The organism is Marinobacter nauticus ATCC 49840 (assembly GCF_000284615.1).
Lineage (GTDB): Bacteria > Pseudomonadota > Gammaproteobacteria > Pseudomonadales > Oleiphilaceae > Marinobacter > Marinobacter nauticus.
In genome coordinates this window covers 3,170,906-3,193,538 of the sequence record NC_017067.1, presented here as the reverse complement: position 1 = coordinate 3,193,538, position 22,633 = coordinate 3,170,906, and the positions used below count along the sequence as shown (strand labels likewise).

Sequence of the window (22,633 nt, the reverse complement as noted above, 5' to 3'; positions counted from 1 at the left end):
CCGCAAACAAAGTTTACGGTAGCAAGCCAGTTTTCAACGGAGTCTCCATGGCCGAACGCAAGGCTCGGGTAGAACGCAATACCCTCGAAACCCAGATTACCGTCGAGATCAACCTCGACGGCACCGGCAAAGCCAATTTCGACACCGGTGTGCCGTTCCTTGAACACATGATGGACCAGATTGCCCGCCACGGCCTGGTGGATCTGGACATTACCTGCAAGGGTGACCTGCACATCGATGACCACCACACCGTGGAGGACATCGGCATCACTCTGGGCCAGGCCTTCAAGCAGGCTGTGGGCGACAAAAAAGGCATTCGCCGCTATGGCCACGCTTATGTGCCCCTGGATGAAGCTTTGTCACGCGTGGTCATCGACCTGTCCGGCCGCCCCGGTTTGCTCATGGACGTACCCTACACCCGCGCCAGCGTGGGCGGGTTTGACGTCGATCTGTTCGCAGAGTTCTTCCAGGGCTTTGTGAATCACTCCATGGTGACCCTGCACATCGACAACCTGAAGGGCAAGAACACCCATCACCAGATCGAAACCGTGTTCAAAGCCTTCGGTCGCGCACTGCGCATGGCGATTGAAATGGACGAGCGCATGGCGGGCATCACCCCGTCCACCAAAGGCGCCCTGTAACCGGTCACCGATAGGAATAGAACCACCATGAAGACCGTCGCCATCATCGACTACGGCATGGGCAACCTGCATTCCGCCCGCAAAGCCGTGGAGCACGTGGCCCCGGACTGCACCGTACTGGTTACAGACGATGCCGCCAAAATCCGTGAAGCTGACCGGGTGATTCTGCCCGGCGTTGGCGCCATCCGCGACTGCATGGCCGAAATGCACCGTTTGGGCGTGGTTGAGCTCGTTAAAGAAGTATCCCGGGACCGGCCGTTCCTCGGCATCTGCGTTGGCATGCAGGCCCTGATGGCCCGCAGCGAAGAAAACGGGGGTGTGGAAGGTATCGGCCTGTTCCCGTCTGAAGTCCGCTACTTCGGCGACAACCTCACCGAAAACGGCGAACGCCTGAAAGTGCCCCACATGGGCTGGAACCAAGTGTACCACACTCAGGACCACCCGCTCTGGCACAACATACCGGACGGTGACCGCTTCTACTTTGTACACAGCTACTACGCCGAAGCCGAAGGCAACGCCGATATGGCCGGCCGCACTCATTATGGTGTCGATCTGGCGGCAGCGGTGGCGAGAGACAACATCTTTGCAGTGCAGTTCCACCCTGAGAAAAGTGCCCGGGCGGGACTGCAGTTGCTGGAAAACTTTACGAACTGGACCGGAACATGCTGATTATCCCCGCTATCGATCTGAAAGACGGCAAATGCGTAAGACTGCGCCAGGGCCGCATGGAAGACTCTACTGTATTCGGTGACGACCCCGTCGACATGGCCACCAAGTGGGTAGATGCTGGCGCTCGCCGCCTGCACCTGGTTGACCTTAACGGCGCTTTCGCCGGCGAGCCGGTAAACGGTGAGATCGTAAAGGCAATTGCAGTGAAGTACCCGAATCTGCCCATCCAGATCGGCGGCGGCATCCGCTCGGCGGAAACCATTGAGGCCTATCTGAAGGCTGGTGTGCAGTGGGTCATCATCGGCACCAAGGCGGTTAAAGAGCCTGAGTTCGTCACCGAAATGTGCAAGGAATTCCCCGGCCACATTATTGTGGGTCTGGACGCCAAAGACGGCCGCGTCGCCACCGACGGCTGGGCCGAAGTCTCTGAAGTCATGGCGGTAGATCTTGCCAAGCGCTTCGCCAACGACGGCGTATCCTCAAACGTTTACACCGACATCGCCCGTGACGGCATGATGCAGGGCGTGAACGTCGAAGCCACCGCCAAGCTGGCAGAGGAAGGTGGCATCCCGGTGATTGCGTCTGGCGGCGTTACCAACATGGACGACCTCAAGCGCCTGGCCACCGTTGCCGACACAGGTGTCATCGGTGCTATCACCGGCCGCGCCATCTACGAAGGCACTCTGGATGTGGCGGAAGCGCAAGCCTATTGCGACAGCCTGAAAAACTGAGGACTGACAATGGCATTGGCAAAACGCATCATCCCCTGTCTGGACGTCGACAAAGGCCGTGTGGTTAAAGGCGTGAATTTTGTCGATATCCGCGACGCCGGCGACCCGGTGGAAGTGGCCCGTCGCTACAATGAGCAGGGCGCGGACGAGATCACTTTCCTGGACATCACGGCCAGCAGCGAAAGCCGCGACACCACCTACGAAACGGTAGAGCGCATGGCGGCGGAAGTGTTCATCCCGCTGACCGTGGGCGGTGGCGTGCGCACCGTCGATGATATCCGCAAACTGCTCAATGCCGGAGCCGACAAGGTCTCCATCAATACGGCCGCAGTCTTCAATCCTGAGTTTGTGCGGGAGGCAGCGGAGCGTTTTGGCCGGCAATGCATTGTCGTCGCCATCGATGCCAAGCGCGTGAGCGCAGCAGGCGAGGAGCCGCGCTGGGAGATCTTTACCCACGGTGGTCGCAAGCCAACCGGGCTGGATGCCGTAGAGTGGGCGAAGAAAATGGTTGAGCTGGGGGCAGGGGAGTTGCTGCTGACCAGCATGGATCGTGATGGCACCAAGATCGGCTTTGATCTTGGCCTGACCCGTGCCATCAGCGATGCGGTAGTCGTACCGGTGATTGCTTCAGGTGGTGTCGGTGAGCTACAGCATCTGGCGGATGGCGTTACCCAGGGTGGCGCAGACGCGGTGCTGGCGGCATCCATCTTCCACTTCGGTCAGCACACCATCCCTGAAGCCAAAGCCTTTATGAAGGCTCAGGGCATCGAAGTCCGCGATTAATTGCTGCGTGCATAGGCAGGCCGAATGGCCTGCTTCTCACCTTCCGCAAACATCTCCCGATTACCGTTGCGCATGGCCCAGAGACCACTGACCGTGGCGATGGCAATGCCCTGTTCATCCAGCATCGGCAGGTGCTTCTCCAGATAATCCACGGTGACCTTGTGGGGGTGTCCGATACCAATGGCCGTGCCTTTTTCCCTGGCGGTCTGAATCAGCAGTTTGAACTGTTTGTCGACAAACTCTTCCGTCTGTTCGTGATCGAGAAACACATCGCGCGTCAGGCTCGGGATGTTGTAGGCATCGGCCACACTGCCGGCGATGGAATTGGCAATGGTGCGGCTGTCGACGAAATACACCGGGTAGCGGTCCAGCTCTTTCATGACCCAGTCCATGGGTTCCAGTTGCTGGGTAAGCAGGCTGCCCATGTGATTGTTCACACCGCTGACAAAGGGAATGGACTGCAGTGCCCGGCGCAGGGTGGTGGTGATGGTCGTCTCGTCCATATCCGGTGTCAGTCCGCCCGGGCCGAGACCGAAGTTGCGGGTGTTGGCCATCGGGGCGTGCAACATGATTTCCTTGGATTGGGCGTGGGCCAGCTTCGCCAAGGGAACTGTGTGGCGCCGGTAAGGCAGGAAGGCCAGTGTCAGGGGCTGGTCAAGCTTTGCCAGTCGCTCGCCCTCGTACCGATTGTGGCCCATGTCATCAATAATGATGGCAATGGTGGGCTGCTGGGGTTCACCCGGCCCTGACGCAAACGCAGCGACAGGGCTGATGGCCAGAAGCGCCAGCAGCGCGAGGGTCGAGCGTAAAGTCACTGGGCGTTTTCCTGCGGCTTGCTGTCGTTCTTCCGGTTAAGGATGTGCAAGCCCTTCAGCAGGTTCAGGGCCGACCGCAGCTGATAGTCCCGGTCGGCCGCAGAAGCCTGTGCTTCCGCAGCCTGTTCTCTGGCCTTGCGGGCCTCCTCCTCATTCTCCCCTTCAAGATGACCGCTCAGGTCGGCTTCGGTGAAGAATGGTCTGCTGTCGAGTTCTTTCAATTCCGCCGGGCGCACCTCGATGTCCGGCTTGATGCCGGTGGCCTGGATGGAGCGACCATCCGGCGTGAAATAACGGGCTGTGGTCATTTTGATGGCGTGGGTCTCGTCCAGCGGTATAACCGTCTGAACACTGCCCTTGCCGAAGGACTGGGTACCCATCACCACCGCACGTTCATGGTCCTGGAGCGCGCCGGCAAGGATTTCCGACGCGGAAGCAGAGCCACCGTTGATTAGCACGACAATAGGTGTGCCAGCCATGACGTCGCCGGGTTTGGCACTGAAGCGCAGGCGTGAACTCTGGATACGGCCTTCGGTGTAAACAATCAGGCCTTCGTCCAGCAGGGCATCCGCGGTCTCTACGGCAGCTTGCAACACACCGCCGGGGTTGTTGCGAAGGTCAATGATCAGGCCGTCCAGATCGTTGCCGTGTTCGTCTTCCAGATCGCTGAGGGCTTTCAGGAACTGCCGGCCAGTCTCGGCCTGGAATTGCGTGACACGGACATAGCCGTAGCCGTTATCGATCATCCGGGATTTAACGCTGGTGACTTTGATCACATCCCGGGTGACATCAATCTCGATAGGCGCACTTTCGCCCTCGCGCATGATGGTCAGAGTAAGCACCGTGCCGGGCTTGCCGCGCATCAGGTTAACGGCTTCTTCCAGCGACATTCCTTTCACCGGCTTTTCGTCCAGCTTGATGATCAGGTCGCCAGCTTGAACGCCCGCTTTCTGGGCCGGGGTGTCGTCGATGGGAGAGATGACTTTGACAAAGCCGTTCTCCATGCCCACTTCAATGCCAAGGCCGCCAAATTCCCCGGAGGTACTTTCTTCCAGTTCCTCGTAATCCTTGGGGGCCAGGTAGGTAGAGTGCGGGTCCAGGTCGGACAGCATGCCCTTGATGGCGCTCTCGAGCAGCTGGGTGTCGGAGACATCTTCCACGTAGGCGTCTTTGATGCGGCTGAACACTTCGGTGAACTTGCGCAGGTCTTCCAGCGGAAGTTGTTCTTCCGGGTCTGGAAGTTTCAGTTCAACCCGCTCGCCACTCTGAATGGAGTCCAGAATCTGCTGGGTCTGAGCGTCCTGATCCTGTGCCAGGGCCAGTCCGGGGGCTGTGAAACAACAGGTGGCAAGAATCATGGTGCGCAATGGCGAGGTCTTGAGTGTACTTCTGGCCCGTTTCATTCACATATCCTGTTTTGTTTCCAATAGTTGGACTGGTTCCTGACCCGGACAGTATGGCGCCCGCAACGCCGTTTGTCAGCCCTGTTATGGCTTGCCCAGCCAGCTCCTGGGGTTCACGGGTTTGCCGTTGCTCCGTACCTCGAAATACACGGCCGGGTCCTCGGTGCCGCCGGTGCGTCCGGCCAGGGCAATGGTCTCGCCCGGGCGCACCCAGTCACCGGGGGTTGTGAACAGACTGCTGCTGTGGCCGTAAAGGGTCATGTAGCCATCGCCGTGATCAATGATGGTGATCAGCCCGAACCCACGCAGCCAGTTGGCAAATACCACCCGGCCATAGTGCACGGCCTTGATCTCTGCTTCTTCGGCGGTATTCATCAGAATGCCGTTACGGCGCAGTTTGCCATCGGCGTACATGGCGCCGTAATTGCTGACTACCCGCCCTTTTGCGGGCCAGGGCAGTTTGTCGCGGCGGGATTTGAACGGACTGGATTCGTTCGGGGCCGGAATGCTGGCAATGGCCTGCTGCACCTCTTTCAGCAATTGCTCCAGGCGCTGGCGATCGGCTTCCAGGGATTGGCGCTCGCTACGGCGGTTCTGGATGTCGTCATTCAGGGCGGCCAGTGTTCTGGCCCGATCGTGCCGGCTCTGGGTCAGTTGCTGCTGGCGCTGTTCCAGATCGGCTTCGGTCTTGGCCAGTTCGGTGCGGGTGGCCTGAACGGCGGCGCGGGCGGCTTTCAGTTCCTGAAGGCTGCGCTGGAACGCTTCCAGGCGGGAGACGGTATTCTTGCTCAGGTATTCGTAGTAGGTGAGGGTGCGGGCAACTTCGCCGGGCTCAATCTCGTTCAACAATACTTTCAGAGCCGGCGCGTCGCCTTCCATCCAGGCTGCCCGGATCTGTAGTTTCAGGTTTTCCCGTTGCTGTTCGAGGGTATTGGCCAGCTCGCTTTCCTGGGCGCGAAGCTCGGCCAGGCGCTCCTGCTGTTCCCGGACCTGCTGCCGAAGGGTACGGCGTTCCCGGGTCAGGGTGCTGATTTTGCGCTCGGTGGCCGCCAGTTGCTGTTCAAGGGTTGACCTGTCTTCTTCGGCATCGGCCAGCCAGCGGTCGATGTCGGCGATACGCTCCTTCAGCGCCTCGACCTGTTCGGGGGTCACATCCTGCTGGGCGCCTAAAGGTGCAGCCCCCAATGTGAGGGCCAGCACCACGACGGTCAGTTTACGCAACACCTTTACCGGCGGAGCGATCAGTCGAACTCGACCAGGCTGTGCCCGGTCATTTCCGAAGGCTTTTCGGTACCCATCAGGGCCAGCAGCGTCGGTGCGATATCGCACAGGCTGCCGTCATCCCGGAGGTTCACCTTGCGGTGGCCGGTGTAAACCAGAGGCACAGGGCCAATGGTGTGGGAGGTGTGTACCTGGCCGGAGTTGGGGTCGGTCATCTGCTCGCAGTTGCCGTGGTCGGCGGTAATCAAGGCTTCGCCACCCACTTCATCCAGGGCCTCAACCACACGCTGTACACACTGGTCCAGGCACTCGGCGGCCTTGATGGCGGCGTCCAGCTTGCCTGTGTGGCCAACCATATCGCCGTTGGCGTAGTTGCAGACGATCAGGTCGTACTTGCCGCTCTTGATGGCTTCAACCAGTTTGTCGGTAACCTCCGGTGCGCTCATTTCCGGCTGCAGGTCGTAGGTGGCCACCTTGGGAGATGGCACCAGAATGCGATCTTCACCTTCAAAGGGAGTTTCCAGGCCGCCATTGAAGAAGAAGGTCACGTGGGCGTATTTCTCGGTCTCGGCAATGCGCAGCTGAATTTTACCTTGCTTCGCCATGTACTCGCCCAGGCCGTTGGCCAGTTGCTCGGGCGGGTAGGCGCAGGAGGTTTTGATGTCAGCGGCGTATTCGGTGAGCATCACGAAATCTGCCAGTTCCGGGTGCTTGCGGCGGTCGAAACCGTCGAAGTCTTGCTCTACGAAGGTGCGGGTCATTTCCCGGGCGCGGTCGGCTCGGAAGTTCATGAACAACACGGCGTCGCCGTCATTGATGATGCCCTCGGGCTCGCCATCGGCCCGGATGTGGGTGGGCTTCACGAACTCGTCGTTCTCGCCACGCTCATAGGCCTGCTCCAGAGCCGCCACCGGGTCGTCGCTGATGAACTCGGCTTCGCCCAGGGTCATGGCGTTATAGGCCGCTTCCACGCGATCCCAGCGGTTGTCCCGGTCCATGGCAAAATACCGGCCAACGATGGTGGCTACCCGGCCAACGCCCAGGCTTTTCATTTTCGCGGCGGCTTTTTCCAGAGAAGGGCGGGCACTGCGTGGTGGCATGTCACGGCCATCCAGGAAGGCATGGATGTAAACTTCTTTGGCGCCACGGGCTGCAGCCAGCTCAGCGGCCGCCAGAATATGATCTTCATGGCTGTGGACGCCGCCCGGAGACAGCAGGCCCATCAGGTGTACGGCCTTGCCATTGGCAACAGCCTTGTCGATGGCGTTGCAAAGGGCCTCATTCTTCTGGAAACCGCCATCTTCGAGATCTTTGTCGATGCGCGTCAGGCTCTGATACACCACGCGGCCGGCGCCGAGATTCATATGGCCCACTTCGGAGTTGCCCATCTGGCCCTGGGGCAGGCCAACAAACATCCCTGAGGTGTTGATCAGGGTTTTCGGCTGGTTCTGCCAGATCCTGTCCCAGAAGGGGGTGTTGGCATTGGAGATGGCATTGTCTTCCGCCGGGTCACGGTGGCCCCAGCCGTCGAGAATTATCAGTGCAGTGGGCTTGCGCGTCTCGGTCATCGTGTCGTCCGCTTGGTTGCAAAAAGAACAGAATTTGAGTGGGGCAGATTGTAACCGTTTTCATTTACTCAGACCACGCGCGTTCGCTGAAGCATTGCTCATGATCACGATGTGCTGGCGCTATCATGGCGGGGCGACTGCCTTCTGTGAGCCGGTGTGGGTGTGTATAATCCGGCCAAACCAATTGTCAGGGTAGTTTCATGGACCGCTTGTTTGAATTTGTTGTTAATCACTACATTCTGGTGTCGCTGTTTGTGGCGTTCCTGCTGGCCATCATCGTGCTGGAATCGCGCCGGGGTGGTGCCAAGATCTCGGCCCAGGGCGCGGTTACGCTGATCAACAAGGATGAAGCGGTGGTGTTGGACATCCGCGATCGCAAAGACTTCAACGAAGGCCGCATTACCGGCTCGGTGAACATTCCGCTTAATAGTCTAAAAAGCCGCGTTAATGAGCTGAGCAAGCACAAAGACAAGCAGATTATTGTTGTCGACAAGATGGGGCAGCATGCCGCCATGGCGGTCAAGCAGCTCAATGCCGAGGGGTTCAGCAATGTGGTGCGTCTGAATGGTGGCATTACCGACTGGAAGGCCAGCAACCTGCCACTTGTGAAAAAGTAACAGGGCTTGATCTGAGTGACGATCTGACGCACTGTTTCACATTACCATTCGGAACCTGGCAGTAGACTGTTCCGGCAGACGACGACATAACAACGGGCCTGGCCCCATAATACGAGAACGAAAGGACTGATCATGGCTGAGAATCAGCAAGCCGCAGGCAACGACAACCAGAACCAACCACAGTTTGCCCTTCAGCGCATCTATGTGAAGGACCTGTCTTTTGAATCGCCCAACTCTCCGCTGGTTTTTCAGGAGCAGTGGAAGCCCCAGGTAAACCTGGATCTGAACACCTCCCATAACAAGATCAGCGACAACCAGTATGAAGTGGTTCTGTCCCTGACCGTAACGGCCAAGGTCGGTGAGAAGGTGGCGTACATCGTCGAAATCCAGCAGGGCGGCGTATTCATGATCTCCGGCATTGAAGGCCCGCAGCTTGGCCAGATGCTCGGCGCCTACTGCCCGACGATTCTGTTCCCCTATGCCCGCGAAGCGATTGACGGCATTGTGAACAAGGGCAGCTTCCCGGCCCTGATGCTGGCTCCGGTTAACTTCGACGCGATCTATGCCCAGGCGCTCAAGCGCAAGCAGGAAGAGGCGGCGGGTGAAGCCAAGGAAGAGCAGACTCACTAAGCGCTGCTGCTCAACGAAAAAAAACCGGCTTCGGCCGGTTTTTTTGTGGGTGATTACCCGGGATTGGTCAGATCGAGCCCTCAAACCCAAGTTGCCGCCAGGCCTCATAAACCACCAGGGCGGCGGTATTGGAAAGGTTGAGGCTGCGACTTTCCGGACGCATGGGTACCCGAAGACGGTGTTCGGCGGGTAGCCCGTTGCGCACGTCTTCCGGCAGGCCCCGGGTCTCCGGCCCGAACATCAGGTAGTCACCGTCCCGGAACGCCACCTCGTGGTAATGGCGACTTCCCTTGGTGGTGAGACCGAACAGCCGCGAAGGCTGCTCGGTGGCCAGAAAGCTGTCGTAATCCGGATGGATCTTTACCGTAGCGTATTCGCTGTAATCCAGCCCGGCACGCCGCATCTGCTTGTCCTCAAGGGAGAATCCTAGGGGTTCAATCAGGTGCAGCTGGCAGCCGGTGTTGGCGCAGAGCCGGATGATATTGCCGGTGTTCGGCGGTATCTCCGGCTCGTACAGGACCACGTGCAGCATCAGCGCTCAACGGCCAGGGCCACACCCATGCCACCGCCAATACACAGCGTGGCCAGACCTTTCTTGGCATCGCGGCGGGTCATTTCGTGCAGCAGGCTGACCAGAATACGGCAACCGGAAGCGCCAATCGGGTGCCCCAGGGCAATGGCACCGCCGTTCACGTTTACCTTGGCGGTGTCCCAGCCCAGGTCCCGATTAACGGAAATTGCCTGGGCGGCGAAGGCCTCGTTGGCTTCGATCAGGTCCAGGTCGTCAACAGTCCAGCCCGCCCGCTCCAGGCAGCGCTGGCTGGCCGGAATCGGGCCGGTGCCCATGATGGTAGGGTCCACGCCGGCATTGGCGTGGGCTTTGATGGTTGCCAGCGGGGTCAGGCCCAGCTCTTTCGCCTTGTCTGCGCTGCACACCATCACCACGGCAGCGCCGTCGTTCAGGGAGGAAGCGTTGCCGGCAGTTACCGAGCCGTCTTTCTTGAAGGCCGGGCGCAGTTTGCCCAGGCTGTCGCCGGTGACGCCGTCGCGGGGGCACTCATCCTTGTCCACCACCAGTGGGTCGCCTTTGCGCTGGGGAATGGTGACAGGAACAATCTGGCCGTCAAAGTAGCCGGCCTTTTGCGCAGCGACGGCTTTCTGCTGGGATGCGGCGGCAAAGGCATCCTGCTCGTCCCGGGTGATGCCGTATTTCTCGACGATGTTCTCAGCGGTGATACCCATGTGGTAATCGTTGAAGGCATCCCACAGGCCGTCGGTGATCATGGTGTCGATCATGCTCCAGTTGCCCATGCGTTGACCGTTGCGGCTGTTGGGCAGTACGTGGGGCGCCTGGCTCATGCTTTCCTGACCGCCGGCCAGGATCATCTCGGCATCGCCGCACTGGATGGCCTGAACCGCCATGTGCACGGCTTTCAGGCCGGAGCCGCAGACCTTGTTGATGGTGATGGCGGGCACGGAAGCTGGCAGGCCAGCATTGATGGCAGACTGTCGGGCCGGGTTCTGGCCGCAGCCAGCGGTGAGTACCTGGCCGAGGATAACCTCATTGATCTGGTCGCCGGCGACACCGGTTTCTTCCATCACGGCCTTGATCACGGCCGTACCCAGCTGGTCTGCACGCAGGCTGGACAGACCACCACCGAAGCTGCCGATGGCGGTACGTTTGGCGGCAACAATAACAACATCACGCATGAGAACTCTCCGTTAATCTGGGCACCTGGTTGGGTGGCGCCCGTTTATAAGAATGGCAGGCATTGTAGCGGCAAAGCGCTTGCCGGCCAAAACAACGAAGGTCGGGGTTGTTCTGGTGCGGGTGATCACATATTCAGGCTGCGGCCGCCATCCACCGACAGTATCTGGCCGGTGATAAACGGCGCGTCGCATACCAGGTAGGCAATGGCACCGGCAATGTCGGCGGGGTTGCCGGTGCGGGTCAGGGGCGTTTTATCGAGAATGGCCTGCTGGTGGGCTGCGTCCACGGCTGATTCGCCTTCCGGCCAGAGGATGGCGCCTGGCGACACGCCATTTACCCGAACATCCGGCGCCAGATCTTTGGCCCAGGAGCGGGTTAGGGCTGCCAGCCCCGCCTTGCTGGCGCAGTAAAGGGGGTGGTCCTTCAGTGGTTTCTCACTGTAGATGTCGATCATGTTGACCACACTGCCAGAGGCCGCTTTTAGCGCAGGCAAACATTGCTGAAGCAGGAAGAAGGGGGCTTTCAGGTTGGCGCCCAGTATCGTGTCCCAGTCCTGTTCGGAGGCATCTTCGGTGGGGTTGGGGTAAAACACGGAAGCGTTATTGACCAGCGCATTCAACTGCCCCCAATGCGCGCAGGCCTGTTCCGCCAGTTGCCGGAGCTGGTTCATGTCGGTGAGATCGGCGTGGTAACACACGGCGGATTCCGGGCGCTGCTGGTTCAGCTTGTCGGCCAGTGCGCGGGCCTGTTGTTGACGGCCACGGTAATGAATCACAACATTCCAGCCGCGAGCGTGCAGGGTTTCTGCTGTCTGGGCGCCCAGGCGATGGGCTGCGCCGGTGATCAGGGCGACGGGGTGGGGCATGGGGTATCTTTCCTTATTCCGGTAAGTGCAGTGCCTCAGTAATACGGGCTACGCGCTCTTTCCGGATTGCTTCGCCCAGAGCTTTGCCCTGAATGCCTTTTTGCAGGAACGGGTGAGGGGTTACGCTCTGGGCCCGATGTGCGGCCAGTTCCAGTTGCTGAGCTAAATGGGCGGGTTCGCTCTGAAGGGTGCAGGCGAGGGTACCCAGCAAAACGCCGAAACGATCGGGCCGGCGCCAGAAATCGGCTGTGTCCAGAAGCTCCATTGCGAGTTCCGGTGTCAGCCGGGTTTCAGGCGAGGCTCCGTTCAACTGAGCCATGAACAGGCAGACCAGGTGGGTCAGTTCCCGACAGTCGTTGGGGCTTTTCATGGCTTTAGCCCTGGCAACGGCGTCTGGCTCGGGCACGCCACTGAGCAGCGCCGCGTAATGCTGGGCGGTAGACCCCTGTTTGCGGTGGATGCACTGCAGGGCGCTGAGACCCTGGCGGAAAGCCTGTTCATCGGTCAATTCAGGAATCAGCACCTTCAGGGCGCCGAGCTCCCGGAGCACATCGAAGAACACGCCTGGAGCCTGTTCATGCAATGCCCTCTGAACTTCCTGCCACACCCGCTCTGGTACCAGGTCTCCGAGTTCGCCACTGGTGACCATCTGCCGCATCAGCGACATGGTCTCCCGGCAGATGCTGAACCCGAGTGGCTGCAGGCGCGCGGCGAAGCGGGCGGTGCGAAGGATGCGCAGGGGATCTTCGGCGAAAGCCTCAGACACATGGCGAAGCTTTTTCTGTTCCAGGTCTGCATGGCCGTTGAACGGGTCCACCAGGTCGCCGCTCTCGGTTTCTGCCATGGCGTTGATGGTCAGGTCACGGCGGCGAAGATCGTCTTCCAGGGAGACATCCGGTGCACTGTAAACGCTGAACCCGTGGTACCCGCGCCCCTGCTTGCGCTCGGTCCGGGCCAGGGCGTATTCCTCGCCGGTGTCCGGATGCAGGAAAACCGGAAAATCCGCCCCTACCTGTTTGAAGCCTCGCTGGAGCATGTCTTCTGGGGTGGCACCAACCACTACCCAATCCCGGTCTTTAACGCCCAGGCCGAGCAGCTTGTCGCGGACAGCGCCGCCCACCAGATAGGTTTGCATAATGCAGTTTGTTCCTGATTGCCAATTCATCGGTAACCGCGATTATCCGGCCACGACCGTCCAGAGGCAAACAGGCGGCGTGAAATAAGAAAGCCCGGGCTGCGCAGGGCAGACCGGGCTTTTGCGGTCGGGGCGTCGGCTTAGAAGGAGGTGCCGAGTTCCAGGGCTGCACCGACATCGGCGCTGCTGTACAGGGCGCCGATATCCACGCGAACACCAATGATGTTCAGGCCGAGACCCGCGGTGAACTGAGTGTCTTCCTCGATGCCGTCGTTGTCATCGTTGCTGGCCAGGTTGTGGCGAACACCGGCACGCAGCTGGGCGTAACGCCAGGCGTCGAATTCCGCGCCCAGGGCCAGCCACTGGGTATCGTCTTCATACCCGAAGGCTTCTTTCTTAGTCAGGTCCACTTCTGCGGTGATTACGTGGTAGTCGCTCTTGTGGGCGATACCTGCAGTGACCATCGGGTTGAGTTCGAGGGTGTATTTTTCTTCGGTCGGATGATTCTGGGCCGAATCCAGTTCCATCGGGATCAGGTTTTTGACGACGACGCCGGCGTTCCACTGGTTTTCAGCACCGAAGGCATAAGCAGCACCGATGTCCAGGTTGAAGCCGCTTTTGTCAGTTTCGTATTCGTCACTGTCGAAATCATCATCCTCGAAGTCTGAGATTTCTTCGGTGTACTGGAAGGTTTGTAGTTGCACGTATTTGGGGGAGACACCAAGCTGCAATGCGTTGCCATTAGAAAGCATAAACGAGTGAGCGATGCTGATGCCGGCTTCTGCTACTGCAGAGGCCAGGATTCTGCCGCGTGAGTTCAGCTCTGCATCAAGATCTGTAGTGGCGGGCGGGCGAACGCCATTAGCGATGTCATTTAGAAGGTCAAGGTCGTTTTCGTCCAGTTCACCGCGCACAGTCGCTGTCAGATTGGCGTTGGCGAAGAAGCCAAAGGACAAGGAGTTTGAGGGGATAGCAAGGCCAAGTCCCAAGCCTGCATTGGCACGCATGGTGTCGCGGTCAAAGGCTTCCAGGTTGTCTACGAGTTGCCGTGCTTTGGCCTGGGCATCGGCTTGATTGGAAAACTTTAGGTCCTCAAACTGCTCGATCTGGTCCTGGATATCATCAACCTGATCAATCACCTCTTCCTCATCGGCCGCACGCGCATTCACAGACGGCAGCATCAGGCCGAAATCGTCTGCCCAGCCGTGCTGTTCAGCAGCCATCATGGCCGGGTTGGCACTCGGTGCAGCAGAGGGATGGGCAACGGCGACGCCGGTTCCGCCCATGGCGAAGGAGCGGGCAGACATAAAGGCTTGCGGGCTTGCCAGTGCAGACGTGGTGGCAACAGACAGGCCGATGGCCAGGGACAGTTTGCTGAGGCGGTTTGCTTTCATGGGCGGTCCTGAGTTGGTTTTATTGCATGAACAAATCATTAAGTGTCTGAAAGGTTAGACCAGTTTATTTCGTGACGCAGCGCACAACCGGTAACGGTTTGTTCTGTATGTGTAAACAAAGGCAGCTTTTTGCCGCCTGCATGGGCAAAGAGTTGCGCTGAATAATCGAAACCGTCCAAAGATCATTGGTTTGTCGAATGTGGCGTGATTCTTTCATGGTTCTGGTGAAAGTGTTTTCCGGAGACAAGATAATGACGTTGCGCTGGATCCTTGTTCCTGTTCTGGCATTTGCCGTGGCCGCCTGTGCGCCGGTAGGCAGCTACCGGAACGATCAGGCCAGGACCGAAACCTTTGAGCCCATTACGGTTCGGGTCAGTGGTTTTGGTACTTATGAGAATGTTCAGGCCGACCGGGTCAATACCCGCAAGCGGTTACTGGCTCGAAGGGCTTCACAGCTGGATGCCTACCGGAATCTGGCAGAGCGGGTCTACGGTACCGTGATCTACGGCAGTTCCACGGTGAATGACTTCGTTCTGCAGAACGACAGTTTCCGCACCTATGTGGACAGCTACATTCGCGGCGCCCGGATGGTGGCGGTGAATGAGCATAGCGATGGCGTGGTGGAAACGGTGATGGAGCTGCGCCTGGAGCCAAGGTTTCGGGAATGTGTGGCGAAGGTGGCGGACGATCAGGTGCAGGATCTCTGTGCCATTCCCATGCCCAGACGGAATGATCGTGTAGGGGATGTTGAGGCCCGTCGCACAGATTCCCTGTACTACCTGGATTAGGTCTGTTGATGAACGCCGTGATTGAACCGGTATCGTTCCGGTGGGTTGAATTGCCATGATGAGATCAATGCTTCTGTTCTGGGTGCTGAGCTTGTGTACCGGCCTTGCCCAAGGCGTGGTCCTTGAAGGCGTGGGGCATGCCAATATCCGGGAGAATAATCTGGATCAGGCCCGCACTGAGGCGCGTCAGGCCGCGATGCGCGACCTTGCGCTGCAATATCAGGCCAGGGTCAGTACCCGGGACACCATGGAGAACGGTCAGCTTGTGGGCTCTCATACCGAGCTGTCGGCCATGGCCCAGGTTCGCAATGCCACGATAGTGGATGAGTACCGAAGTGGCAATCTGCTGAGGGTGATTGTCCGGGCAGAGCTGTCGGATGCCGAAGGTAGCGCTGGCAGCTGCAAGGCCGGGCAGGCATCCGGTTTGCGTAAACGGGTGGCGGTAACCGCGTTCCCGATCACCCGTCCGGAGCAGGGTGGCGGTGCGGCGCTGGATGACGCCGGCGAACAGTTGCCGCGGGAACTGGTGGCTCGCTTGCAACAACAGGGGCAATTGCAGGTGCTGGGGGCTACATCGTTACAGCTGTTCAGCAACCTGCCGGATGCGCCCACGTCTCAGAAAAACCCGGCCAGCAATCAGCTGACGAATGTGGTTCAGCTGGCCCGGGAACTGGGGGCGCAGTTTGTGGTGGCAGGTGTGATTCGGGATATTGGCCTGGCTGACCCCGGTGCCTGGGGCAGCTCAATTCTGGATCGTATGCAGCGAGGTATCGGGATGGCCGACACCTCGCGCCGGTTTGAGGCCGAAGTGATGGTGTTTGATGGCTTCAGCGGTTCTCCGGTCTTCCGGCAGCGGTTTGAAACCTCGGCACGTTGGCAGCCGGATGGCAGTGGTACCGGAGGTTTTGCTTCGGCGGGCTTTGAAGGTTCTGAGTGGGGGCAGGCGGTTGAAGGTGTCATTGCCGAGATGACCGCCGCCGTCAACAATGCTCTGGCCTGTCAGCCATTCATGGCCCGGATAACCCGTGTGGATGGCAACCGGGTGACTCTTGCCTCCGGCGCAACGGCGGGCCTGCGACCGGGGGATGAACTCGATCTGTACCGCAGTCAGCGATACTTCGATTCACTGGATGGTACGCCTGAGCTGTCCGATACCGGGGTTACGCTGACACTGGACAACGTGCATCCGGATTTCAGTAACGGGCGAATCCCCACGGAAGGTGGTCTGATCAACGTTCAGCGCGATGACCTGGCCATTATCTGGTAAGTCTCAGGCGGCCTCGGCCGCCGCAATATCCCGGATCTTGCCGACCATGGCCCGCAGGCCGTTGCCCCGGGTGGGGGAGATATGGCGGAACAGATCCAGCTGCTCGAACAGCTCGTCGATATCGGTGGCCAGCAGCTCTCGAGGCGTCTTGCCGTTCAGAGCCACCAGAATGATGGCGGCCAGGCCGCGAACAATCATGGCATCGGAGTCGATCAGCAGGAACAGTTTGCCGCTGTCCTCATCGTACAGGTGAATCAGCCATACCTGACTCTGGCAGCCATGCACGTAATTTTCTTCAACCCTCTCATCATCGGGAAAACCTGGCAGCTGTTTGCCCAGGTCGATGATGTAGGCGTAGCGTTGTTCCCAGTCGTCCAGAAACTCAAATGCATCCAGAACGTCTTCAAGGGTGGTGTCTTTGCCCAGGGGATTGTTCAGAAATTGTTCCTTGCTGGCGGTCATAGCATTCCCAGTTCGAGTTTGGCTTCGTCGGTGAGCATATCGTTGTTCCAGGGCGGATCAAAGGTGAGCTCAACGGTAACCTTGTCCACATTGGGGGCATGCTCCACCTTTCGCTTCACATCGTCGGTGATTACAGGCCCCATGCCGCAGCCAGCTGCGGTCAGGGTCATTTTGATGTAAACGTGATTGCCGTCTTCTGTGCCGTTCTCAATCCGGCATTCGTAAATCAGGCCGAGGTTGACTACGTCCACCGGGATTTCCGGGTCGTAGCAGTTACGCAGCGCTTCCCATACCTGGTTTTCGTTGATGGTGCCGTCTTCCGGGGTCTCGAAGCTGCTTTCCAGCGGCTGCTTGCCCAGGGCATCGGCGTCGTGGCCTTCAATGCGGGCAAGATTGCCGTTGACCGCCACGGTGAAGCTACCGCCGAGGGATTGGGTAATGGTCACAAAGGTGTCTGACGGAATCATGATTTCCGTTCCGGCAGGTACCAGGCGGGCTTCCACTTCGCGTTTGGTCAGGACGACTTCGCGTTCTTGCATGTTTGATCAGTCCTATCTTTGTGCTTTACGCCACCGTGAAGCTTTCACCACAGCCGCACTCAGCGGTGGCGTTGGGGTTGCGGAAGCGGAACAGGGAGTTCACACCCTCGGTGACAAAGTCGATTTCGATGCCGTTCACTAGTGGCAGGTGTTCCTGCTTTACGAACACGTCCACGCCGTCGATGGTAAAAATACGGTCATCGGATTCCGGTGTTTCTACCCACTGGGTTTCGTACTTGAAACCGGAACAGCCACTCTTTTTGATGGCCAGGCGAATGCCCTTGGCTTCCGGTTTCTTGTCCAGTTGTTTGCGAACGTGTTTGACCGCCGTAGGGGTCATGGTCACGTTCACATCGCTTGGGGTGAAGACTTCGGCTGTCATGTTTCCACCTCCTCAGGCAAACAGGCGCTGGATCTTTTGCAGGCCGGTAAACAGTTTCTCGACCTCTTCCAGCGTATTGTAGAACGCAAACGATGCCCGGGCTGTACCGGGTACTCCGTAGAAATCCATCAATGGCATGGCGCAATGGTGGCCGGTGCGGATGGCGATGCCCTGCTGGTCCAGCAGGGTGCCGATGTCGCTTGGGTGCAGGCCGGCAATCTTGAACGACATCACCGGTACCTTCTTGGCGGCGGTACCGATGATCTCCATGCCTGGCACGGTTTCGACCAATTCATTGGCCCGGCGCAGCAAGGCATCCTCTGCTGCTTCCATGGCCTTTCGGTTCAGCGAGTTCAGATAATCGATGGCGGCGCCCAGGCCCACTGCTTCGGCAATAGCCGGGGTTCCGGCCTCGAATTTGTAGGGCAACACATTCCAGGTGGTTCGCTCGAACGATACCCGCTCAATCATTTCGCCACCGCCCTGATAAGGCGGCATTTCTTCCAGCAGTTCGGCTCGGCCATAAAGTACGCCAATGCCCGTGGGTCCGAACAGCTTGTGGGAAGAGAATGCATAGAAATCACAGCCCAGAGCCTGAACGTCCGGCTGGAAGTGGGGTACCGCCTGGGCGCCATCCACCAGGGTCAGTACCCCCTGTTTTTTCGCCTGTTCGATCAGGGGCGCTATTGGGTTGACGGTGCCCAGCGCGTTGGACACGTGGGTGATCGCCAGCACCCGGGTGCGCTCGTTCAGCAGGCTGTTGAACGAATCCAGGTCCAGCTCGCCTTGCGGTGTCACCTGGATGGGCACAACCCTGGCGCCGGTGCGCTCGGCCACCATCTGCCAGGGCACAATGTTGGCGTGGTGTTCCATGTGGCTGACCAGAATCTCATCGCCGGCTTTCAGGCGCGGGGCCAGGCCATTGGCCACCAGGTTGATGGCTTCCGTGGTGCCTCGGGTCCAGATGATTTCTCGGGTGCTGGACGCGTTCAGAAACTGGCGCACGGTTTCCCGGGCGCCTTCAAACGCAGCCGTCGCACGATCACCCAGGGTATGGGCGCCACGGTGCACATTGGAGTGCATCTCGCGGTAATAGCGATCCATGGCATCCAGTACAGACTGTGGCTTTTGCGCCGACGCGCCGTTGTCCAGATACACCAGCGGCTTCCCGTTGATCTCCTGATTGAGAATCGGGAAGTCACGGCGAATGGCTTGCACATCAAACACCATTGACTGGGTGTTGTTTGCCATGGACAGATCAGTCATGCCCCTCAGGCCTCCTGAAAGGTTTGCTCAAAGAAATCACTTAACCGCGCCTGGGCGGTTTCACGCACGGCTTCCACTGGAATCTGTTGCACCAGTTCGTTAATGAACGCCATGGTGAGCAGAACATTGGCCTGCCGGCGGCCGATCCCGCGCGATACCAGGTAGAACACGGAAGTCTCGTCCAGCTGACCGATGGTGGCGCCGTGCGCACACTTCACATCGTCGGCGTAGATTTCCAGTTCCGGTTTGGTGTCAATCTCTGCTCCGTTGGACAGCAGCAGGTTCTTGTTGTTCATATCCGCATTGGATTTCTGGGCGTCCTGGTGGATATGAATCCGGCCGTTGAACACGGCATGGGACTGGTCGGCTGCAATATTGCGATAGGTCTCTTCGCTGTTGCAGTGGGCCGCGACATGGTCAATAGACGTGTGGTTGTCGTAGTGCTGTTTGCCCTGGGTAACCACCACGCCATTGAGCTTGGTTTCCGCACCTTCGCCTTCAAGCCGCACCTGCAGATCGTGCCGGCGCAGGGGGCCGCCAAAACCAACGCAATGGCTCTCGAAGCGCGAGCTGCGTTGTTGCAGTACCCCGGTAGCGCCAATGTGCTGAACATTCTCGCCTTCCATGTTCAGGCGGATGCTGGTGACGTTGGCGCCATCGGCCAGATTGAATTCGGTTACTGTGCTGACCAAGGCGGATGCTTCACCACTGGAGGTGTACTCCTCTACCAGGGTCAGCTGGCTGTTGGCGCCGGCTTCCACGTAGATACGTGGATAGGCGGAGCCGCTGGCGTCAGCGCTGGTTTCATGGATGATGAACAACGGCTGATCCAGCACCGCGCCGGGTTTCAGGCGAATGAACAGGCCATCTTCGAAGCGCGCCCCGTTCAGGCGGGCGAATTGAACCTGGTCGTGATTCAGGGTGCTGCCCAGTTTTGCAGACAGGGCTTCAGCTTCGCCGTTAGCCAGATCGTTGAAGCTCAGGATCTCGATACCGTCGAGATCCGGGTACTCGCTGGCTTCAGGAATCATCACGCCGTTGATGAAAACCACTTTGTAGCCGGGCACAGCGAGACTGTTGCCGGTCTTGCCTTCGGCCGGCAGGGAAATGGCCATATCGTCGGCCAGCTTCAGGTACTTGCTGGAGTACTTCCAGTTCTCGGTCTTGCGAGTAGGCAGCGGCATATCCACCAGCGCGCTGGCCCGCTCCTTGCGCAGCGCCAGCAACGGCTCCGGCAGGGATTCCCCGGCCGGGTGCAGGAAGGCGCTGGAAAGCATGGGTACAGATTTCATTCCACGGCCTCCTGATCAGTTGCTGGTGTCGTCGTCTTTAATGCCCAGCCAGCCGTAACCTTTCTCTTCCAGTTCCAGGGCCAGTTCACGACCGCCCGACTTGATGATCTTGCCACCAGCCAGTACGTGCACATAATCCGGAACAATGTGGTTCAGCAGGCGCTGGTAGTGAGTGACCATCAGAATGGCGCGGTCTTCCGAGCGCAGAGCATTCACGCCATCGGAAACCACTTTCAGGGCGTCGATGTCCAGGCCGGAATCGGTTTCATCCAGAATGGCCAGTTTCGGCTGCAGCAGCAGGGCCTGCATGATCTCGTTACGTTTCTTCTCGCCACCGGAGAAGCCTTCGTTCACGCCGCGTTTCAGGAAGGCCGGGTCCAGGTCTACCTGTTTGGAAACTTCCTTGGCCAGCTTCATGAACTCAGCCGCGTTCATCTCGTCCTGGCCCTTGTGCTTGCGCATGGCGTTGACGGCGGTGCGCAGGAACTGCAGGTTGCTCACGCCCGGGATTTCCACCGGGTACTGGAAGGCCAGGAAGATGCCTTCGCGGGCGCGTTCTTCGGTTTCCAGATCCAGGAGGTTGTCTCCGTTCAGGGTGACTTCGCCCTCGGTGACTTCAAATGCGTCGTTGCCTGCCAGAACCTGTGACAGGGTACTCTTACCGGAACCGTTCGGGCCCATGATGGCGTGAACTTCCCCGGCCTTGATCTCCAGGTTAATGCCCTTGAGGATTTCTTTGCCCTCAACGGAGGCGTGCAGGTTTTTGATACTCAGCATTTGTAGATGTCTCTCTATATCCTGAATTTCGATCTATAAATTCGTACCCTTTGATGCCCCTGAAAACGTTCGGGACAGTGAGCGGTGGAGCTTTCCGGGATCGTCAAAATCAGGGATGATTTTGTCGAGCGTACAGGGATGTATTCACAGCGTATCCCGGAAAGCTCCACCGCTCGCTGGCCTCCTCCGAGGCCAGCGGGGCATAGCGTTTAACCAACGGACCCTTCAAGGCTCACTTCCAGAAGCTTGCCAGCCTCAACCGCAAACTCCATCGGCAGCTCCTTGAACACCTCTTTACAGAAGCCGTTGACAATCATGGACACCGCCTGCTCAGGGTCGATGCCGCGTTGACGGCACAGGAACATCTGCTCGTCGCTGACCTTGGATGTGGTCGCCTCGTGTTCCACGATGGCCGACTTGTTCTTGCTCTCGATGTACGGGAAAGTGTGCGCGCCGCAGCGGTCGCCGATCAGCAGCGAATCACACTGGGTAAAGTTACGCGCGCCCTCTGCGCCCGGGCCGAATTTCACCAGGCCGCGGTAGGCGTTGGAGCTCTTGCCGGCGGAAATACCCTTGGAGATGATGGTGCTGCGGGTATTCTTGCCCAGGTGGATCATCTTGGTGCCGGTATCGGCCTGCTGGTAATTATGCGTCAGCGCGACAGAGTAGAACTCGCCAACGCTGTTCTCACCGCGCAGTACACAGCTCGGGTACTTCCAGGTGACGGCGGAGCCGGTTTCCACCTGGGTCCAGGAAATCTTGGAGTTCTTGCCGATACAGGCGCCGCGCTTGGTCACGAAGTTATAGATACCACCCTTGCCGTTTTCATCACCCGGGTACCAGTTCTGTACGGTGGAGTATTTGATCTGGGCGTCGTCCAGAGCCACGAGTTCAACCACGGCCGCGTGCAGCTGGTTCTCGTCGCGCATGGGTGCGGTACAGCCTTCCAGGTAGCTTACGTAGCTGCCTTCGTCGGCGATAATCAGGGTGCGTTCGAACTGGCCGGTGTTGGCGGCGTTGATGCGGAAGTAGGTGGACAGCTCCATAGGGCAGCGCACACCCTTGGGTACGTACACAAAGGTGCCGTCAGAAAACACCGCCGAATTCAGGCCCGCAAAGAAGTTGTCGCCGTGGGGAACCACGGTGCCCAGGTATTTCTGGACCAGTTCGGGGTAATCACGAACGGCTTCGGAAATCGAACAGAAGATCACGCCGGCTTTGGCCAGAGGCTCTTTGAAGGTGGTCGCCACGGAGACGGAATCAAAGACTGCATCCACGGCAACGCCGGCCAGTTTTTCGCGCTCGTGCAGGGGAATGCCTAATTTTTCGTAGGTTTTCAGCAGCTCCGGATCCACTTCATCCAGGCTTTGTGGCATATCCTCTTTGCGCTTGGGCGCGGAATAGTAGGAAATCGAGTTGTAGTCGACTTTCGGGTAGCCGACATGAGCCCAGTCTGGCTCTTCCATTTCCAGCCAGCGACGATAGGCTTTGAGGCGCCACTCCAGCATCCATTCCGGCTCTTTCTTGATGGCGGAAAGGCGGGCAATGACGTCTTCGTTCAGGCCGGGTTCGAACGTGTCGGCTTCGATTTCTGTCACAAAACCGTGTTCGTATTCCCGTTTGATCAGCTCTTTCACCTCGTTGTCGGTGGTCGCCATGATCGTCGCTCCGTAATTC

The 22,633-nt window shown here is 58.9% G+C and carries 24 protein-coding genes; 8 read left to right on the top strand and 16 right to left on the bottom strand.

Annotation, left to right across the window (positions count from 1 at the left end):
- Nucleotides 1-47: 47 nt before the first annotated feature.
- The 4 genes from hisB to hisF are packed head-to-tail and all read left to right on the top strand — an operon-like array spanning nt 48 to nt 2,824.
- Nucleotides 48-641, top strand: coding sequence for an imidazoleglycerol-phosphate dehydratase HisB (gene hisB, locus MARHY_RS14865; protein WP_011786615.1), 594 nt, complete (start codon nt 48-50; stop codon nt 639-641).
- A gap of 27 nt (nt 642-668) precedes the next feature.
- Nucleotides 669-1,310: an imidazole glycerol phosphate synthase subunit HisH gene (gene hisH / locus MARHY_RS14860; protein ID WP_014422530.1), complete on the top strand. Its 642-nt coding sequence runs from the start codon at nt 669-671 to the stop codon at nt 1,308-1,310.
- Nucleotides 1,304-2,041: a 1-(5-phosphoribosyl)-5-[(5-phosphoribosylamino)methylideneamino]imidazole-4-carboxamide isomerase gene (gene hisA, locus MARHY_RS14855; protein WP_014422529.1), complete on the top strand. Its 738-nt coding sequence runs from the start codon at nt 1,304-1,306 to the stop codon at nt 2,039-2,041. Before hisH ends, hisA begins: the two co-directional genes overlap by 7 nt.
- A gap of 9 nt (nt 2,042-2,050) precedes the next feature.
- On the top strand, nt 2,051-2,824 hold the full coding sequence (hisF, locus tag MARHY_RS14850; protein WP_011786612.1) for an imidazole glycerol phosphate synthase subunit HisF: 774 nt from the start codon (nt 2,051-2,053) through the stop codon (nt 2,822-2,824).
- Here hisF and MARHY_RS14845 read toward each other — a convergent pair.
- From MARHY_RS14845 to gpmM, 4 genes are all read right to left on the bottom strand, one after another.
- Nucleotides 2,821-3,639, bottom strand: coding sequence for a divergent polysaccharide deacetylase family protein (locus MARHY_RS14845; protein WP_014422528.1), 819 nt, complete (start codon nt 3,637-3,639; stop codon nt 2,821-2,823). The two genes, hisF and MARHY_RS14845, sit on opposite strands and share 4 nt — an antisense overlap.
- Nucleotides 3,636-5,042, bottom strand: coding sequence for a S41 family peptidase (locus MARHY_RS14840; RefSeq protein ID WP_014422527.1), 1,407 nt, complete (start codon nt 5,040-5,042; stop codon nt 3,636-3,638). Before MARHY_RS14840 ends, MARHY_RS14845 begins: the two co-directional genes overlap by 4 nt.
- A gap of 84 nt (nt 5,043-5,126) precedes the next feature.
- The gene (locus tag MARHY_RS14835; protein ID WP_014422526.1) at nt 5,127-6,227 is read right to left on the bottom strand and encodes a murein hydrolase activator EnvC family protein; all 1,101 of its coding nucleotides are present in this window, start codon (nt 6,225-6,227) and stop codon (nt 5,127-5,129) included.
- 56 nt (nt 6,228-6,283) lie between these two features.
- Nucleotides 6,284-7,831, bottom strand: a complete 1,548-nt coding sequence (gene gpmM, locus MARHY_RS14830; RefSeq protein ID WP_014422525.1) for a 2,3-bisphosphoglycerate-independent phosphoglycerate mutase — start codon at nt 7,829-7,831, stop codon at nt 6,284-6,286.
- Between the two features lie 200 nt (nt 7,832-8,031).
- Here gpmM and MARHY_RS14825 point away from each other — a divergent pair, with 200 nt between their 5' ends.
- Both MARHY_RS14825 and secB read left to right on the top strand, forming a co-directional pair.
- Nucleotides 8,032-8,448: a rhodanese-like domain-containing protein gene (locus MARHY_RS14825; RefSeq protein WP_014422524.1), complete on the top strand. Its 417-nt coding sequence runs from the start codon at nt 8,032-8,034 to the stop codon at nt 8,446-8,448.
- Between the two features lie 132 nt (nt 8,449-8,580).
- Nucleotides 8,581-9,078 (top strand): protein-export chaperone SecB, encoded by a 498-nt coding sequence (gene secB, locus MARHY_RS14820; RefSeq protein ID WP_014422523.1) that lies wholly within the window; start codon nt 8,581-8,583, stop codon nt 9,076-9,078.
- A gap of 67 nt (nt 9,079-9,145) precedes the next feature.
- Here secB and trmL read toward each other — a convergent pair whose 3' ends face one another.
- The 5 genes from trmL to traF form a co-directional block, all read right to left on the bottom strand.
- Nucleotides 9,146-9,610 (bottom strand): tRNA (uridine(34)/cytosine(34)/5-carboxymethylaminomethyluridine(34)-2'-O)-methyltransferase TrmL, encoded by a 465-nt coding sequence (gene trmL / locus MARHY_RS14815; protein WP_011786605.1) that lies wholly within the window; start codon nt 9,608-9,610, stop codon nt 9,146-9,148.
- The gene (locus MARHY_RS14810; RefSeq protein ID WP_014422522.1) at nt 9,610-10,788 is read right to left on the bottom strand and encodes an acetyl-CoA C-acetyltransferase; all 1,179 of its coding nucleotides are present in this window, start codon (nt 10,786-10,788) and stop codon (nt 9,610-9,612) included. Before MARHY_RS14810 ends, trmL begins: the two co-directional genes overlap by 1 nt.
- 125 nt (nt 10,789-10,913) lie before the next feature.
- Entirely contained in the window at nt 10,914-11,654 is a 741-nt protein-coding gene (locus tag MARHY_RS14805) for a pteridine reductase (RefSeq protein ID WP_014422521.1), read from the bottom strand.
- Nucleotides 11,655-11,667: 13 nt separating this feature from the next.
- Nucleotides 11,668-12,789, bottom strand: coding sequence for a tRNA nucleotidyltransferase/poly(A) polymerase-related protein (locus MARHY_RS14800; protein WP_041655051.1), 1,122 nt, complete (start codon nt 12,787-12,789; stop codon nt 11,668-11,670).
- A 140-nt stretch (nt 12,790-12,929) separates the two neighbouring features.
- Entirely contained in the window at nt 12,930-14,183 is a 1,254-nt protein-coding gene (traF, locus tag MARHY_RS14795; protein ID WP_041655049.1) for a conjugal transfer protein TraF, read from the bottom strand.
- Between the two features lie 251 nt (nt 14,184-14,434).
- Here traF and MARHY_RS14790 point away from each other — a divergent pair, with 251 nt between their 5' ends.
- Together MARHY_RS14790 and MARHY_RS14785 are read left to right on the top strand one after the other, a co-directional pair.
- A complete protein-coding gene (locus MARHY_RS14790; protein WP_041655613.1) occupies nt 14,435-14,971 on the top strand; it encodes an LPP20 family lipoprotein in 537 nt (178 codons plus the stop codon).
- A gap of 55 nt (nt 14,972-15,026) precedes the next feature.
- Entirely contained in the window at nt 15,027-16,238 is a 1,212-nt protein-coding gene (locus tag MARHY_RS14785; RefSeq protein ID WP_014422517.1) for a flagellar assembly protein T N-terminal domain-containing protein, read from the top strand.
- 3 nt (nt 16,239-16,241) lie between these two features.
- On the opposite strand, the gene MARHY_RS14780 is transcribed toward MARHY_RS14785, so the two are convergent.
- The 7 genes from MARHY_RS14780 to sufB form a co-directional block, all read right to left on the bottom strand.
- The gene (locus tag MARHY_RS14780; protein WP_014422516.1) at nt 16,242-16,700 is read right to left on the bottom strand and encodes a SufE family protein; all 459 of its coding nucleotides are present in this window, start codon (nt 16,698-16,700) and stop codon (nt 16,242-16,244) included.
- On the bottom strand, nt 16,697-17,239 hold the full coding sequence (sufT, locus tag MARHY_RS14775) for a putative Fe-S cluster assembly protein SufT (protein ID WP_041655047.1): 543 nt from the start codon (nt 17,237-17,239) through the stop codon (nt 16,697-16,699). The genes MARHY_RS14780 and sufT overlap by 4 nt, the downstream gene beginning before the upstream one ends.
- A 25-nt stretch (nt 17,240-17,264) precedes the next feature.
- Nucleotides 17,265-17,621, bottom strand: a complete 357-nt coding sequence (locus MARHY_RS14770; protein WP_011786597.1) for a HesB/IscA family protein — start codon at nt 17,619-17,621, stop codon at nt 17,265-17,267.
- A gap of 12 nt (nt 17,622-17,633) precedes the next feature.
- On the bottom strand, nt 17,634-18,887 hold the full coding sequence (locus MARHY_RS14765; RefSeq protein ID WP_011786596.1) for an aminotransferase class V-fold PLP-dependent enzyme: 1,254 nt from the start codon (nt 18,885-18,887) through the stop codon (nt 17,634-17,636).
- 5 nt (nt 18,888-18,892) lie between these two features.
- A complete protein-coding gene (gene sufD / locus MARHY_RS14760) occupies nt 18,893-20,179 on the bottom strand; it encodes a Fe-S cluster assembly protein SufD (protein WP_014422512.1) in 1,287 nt (428 codons plus the stop codon).
- A 15-nt stretch (nt 20,180-20,194) separates the two neighbouring features.
- A complete protein-coding gene (gene sufC, locus MARHY_RS14755) occupies nt 20,195-20,956 on the bottom strand; it encodes a Fe-S cluster assembly ATPase SufC (protein WP_011786594.1) in 762 nt (253 codons plus the stop codon).
- Between the two features lie 209 nt (nt 20,957-21,165).
- The gene (gene sufB, locus MARHY_RS14750; RefSeq protein ID WP_014422511.1) at nt 21,166-22,614 is read right to left on the bottom strand and encodes a Fe-S cluster assembly protein SufB; all 1,449 of its coding nucleotides are present in this window, start codon (nt 22,612-22,614) and stop codon (nt 21,166-21,168) included.
- Between the last annotated feature and the right edge of the window lie 19 nt (nt 22,615-22,633).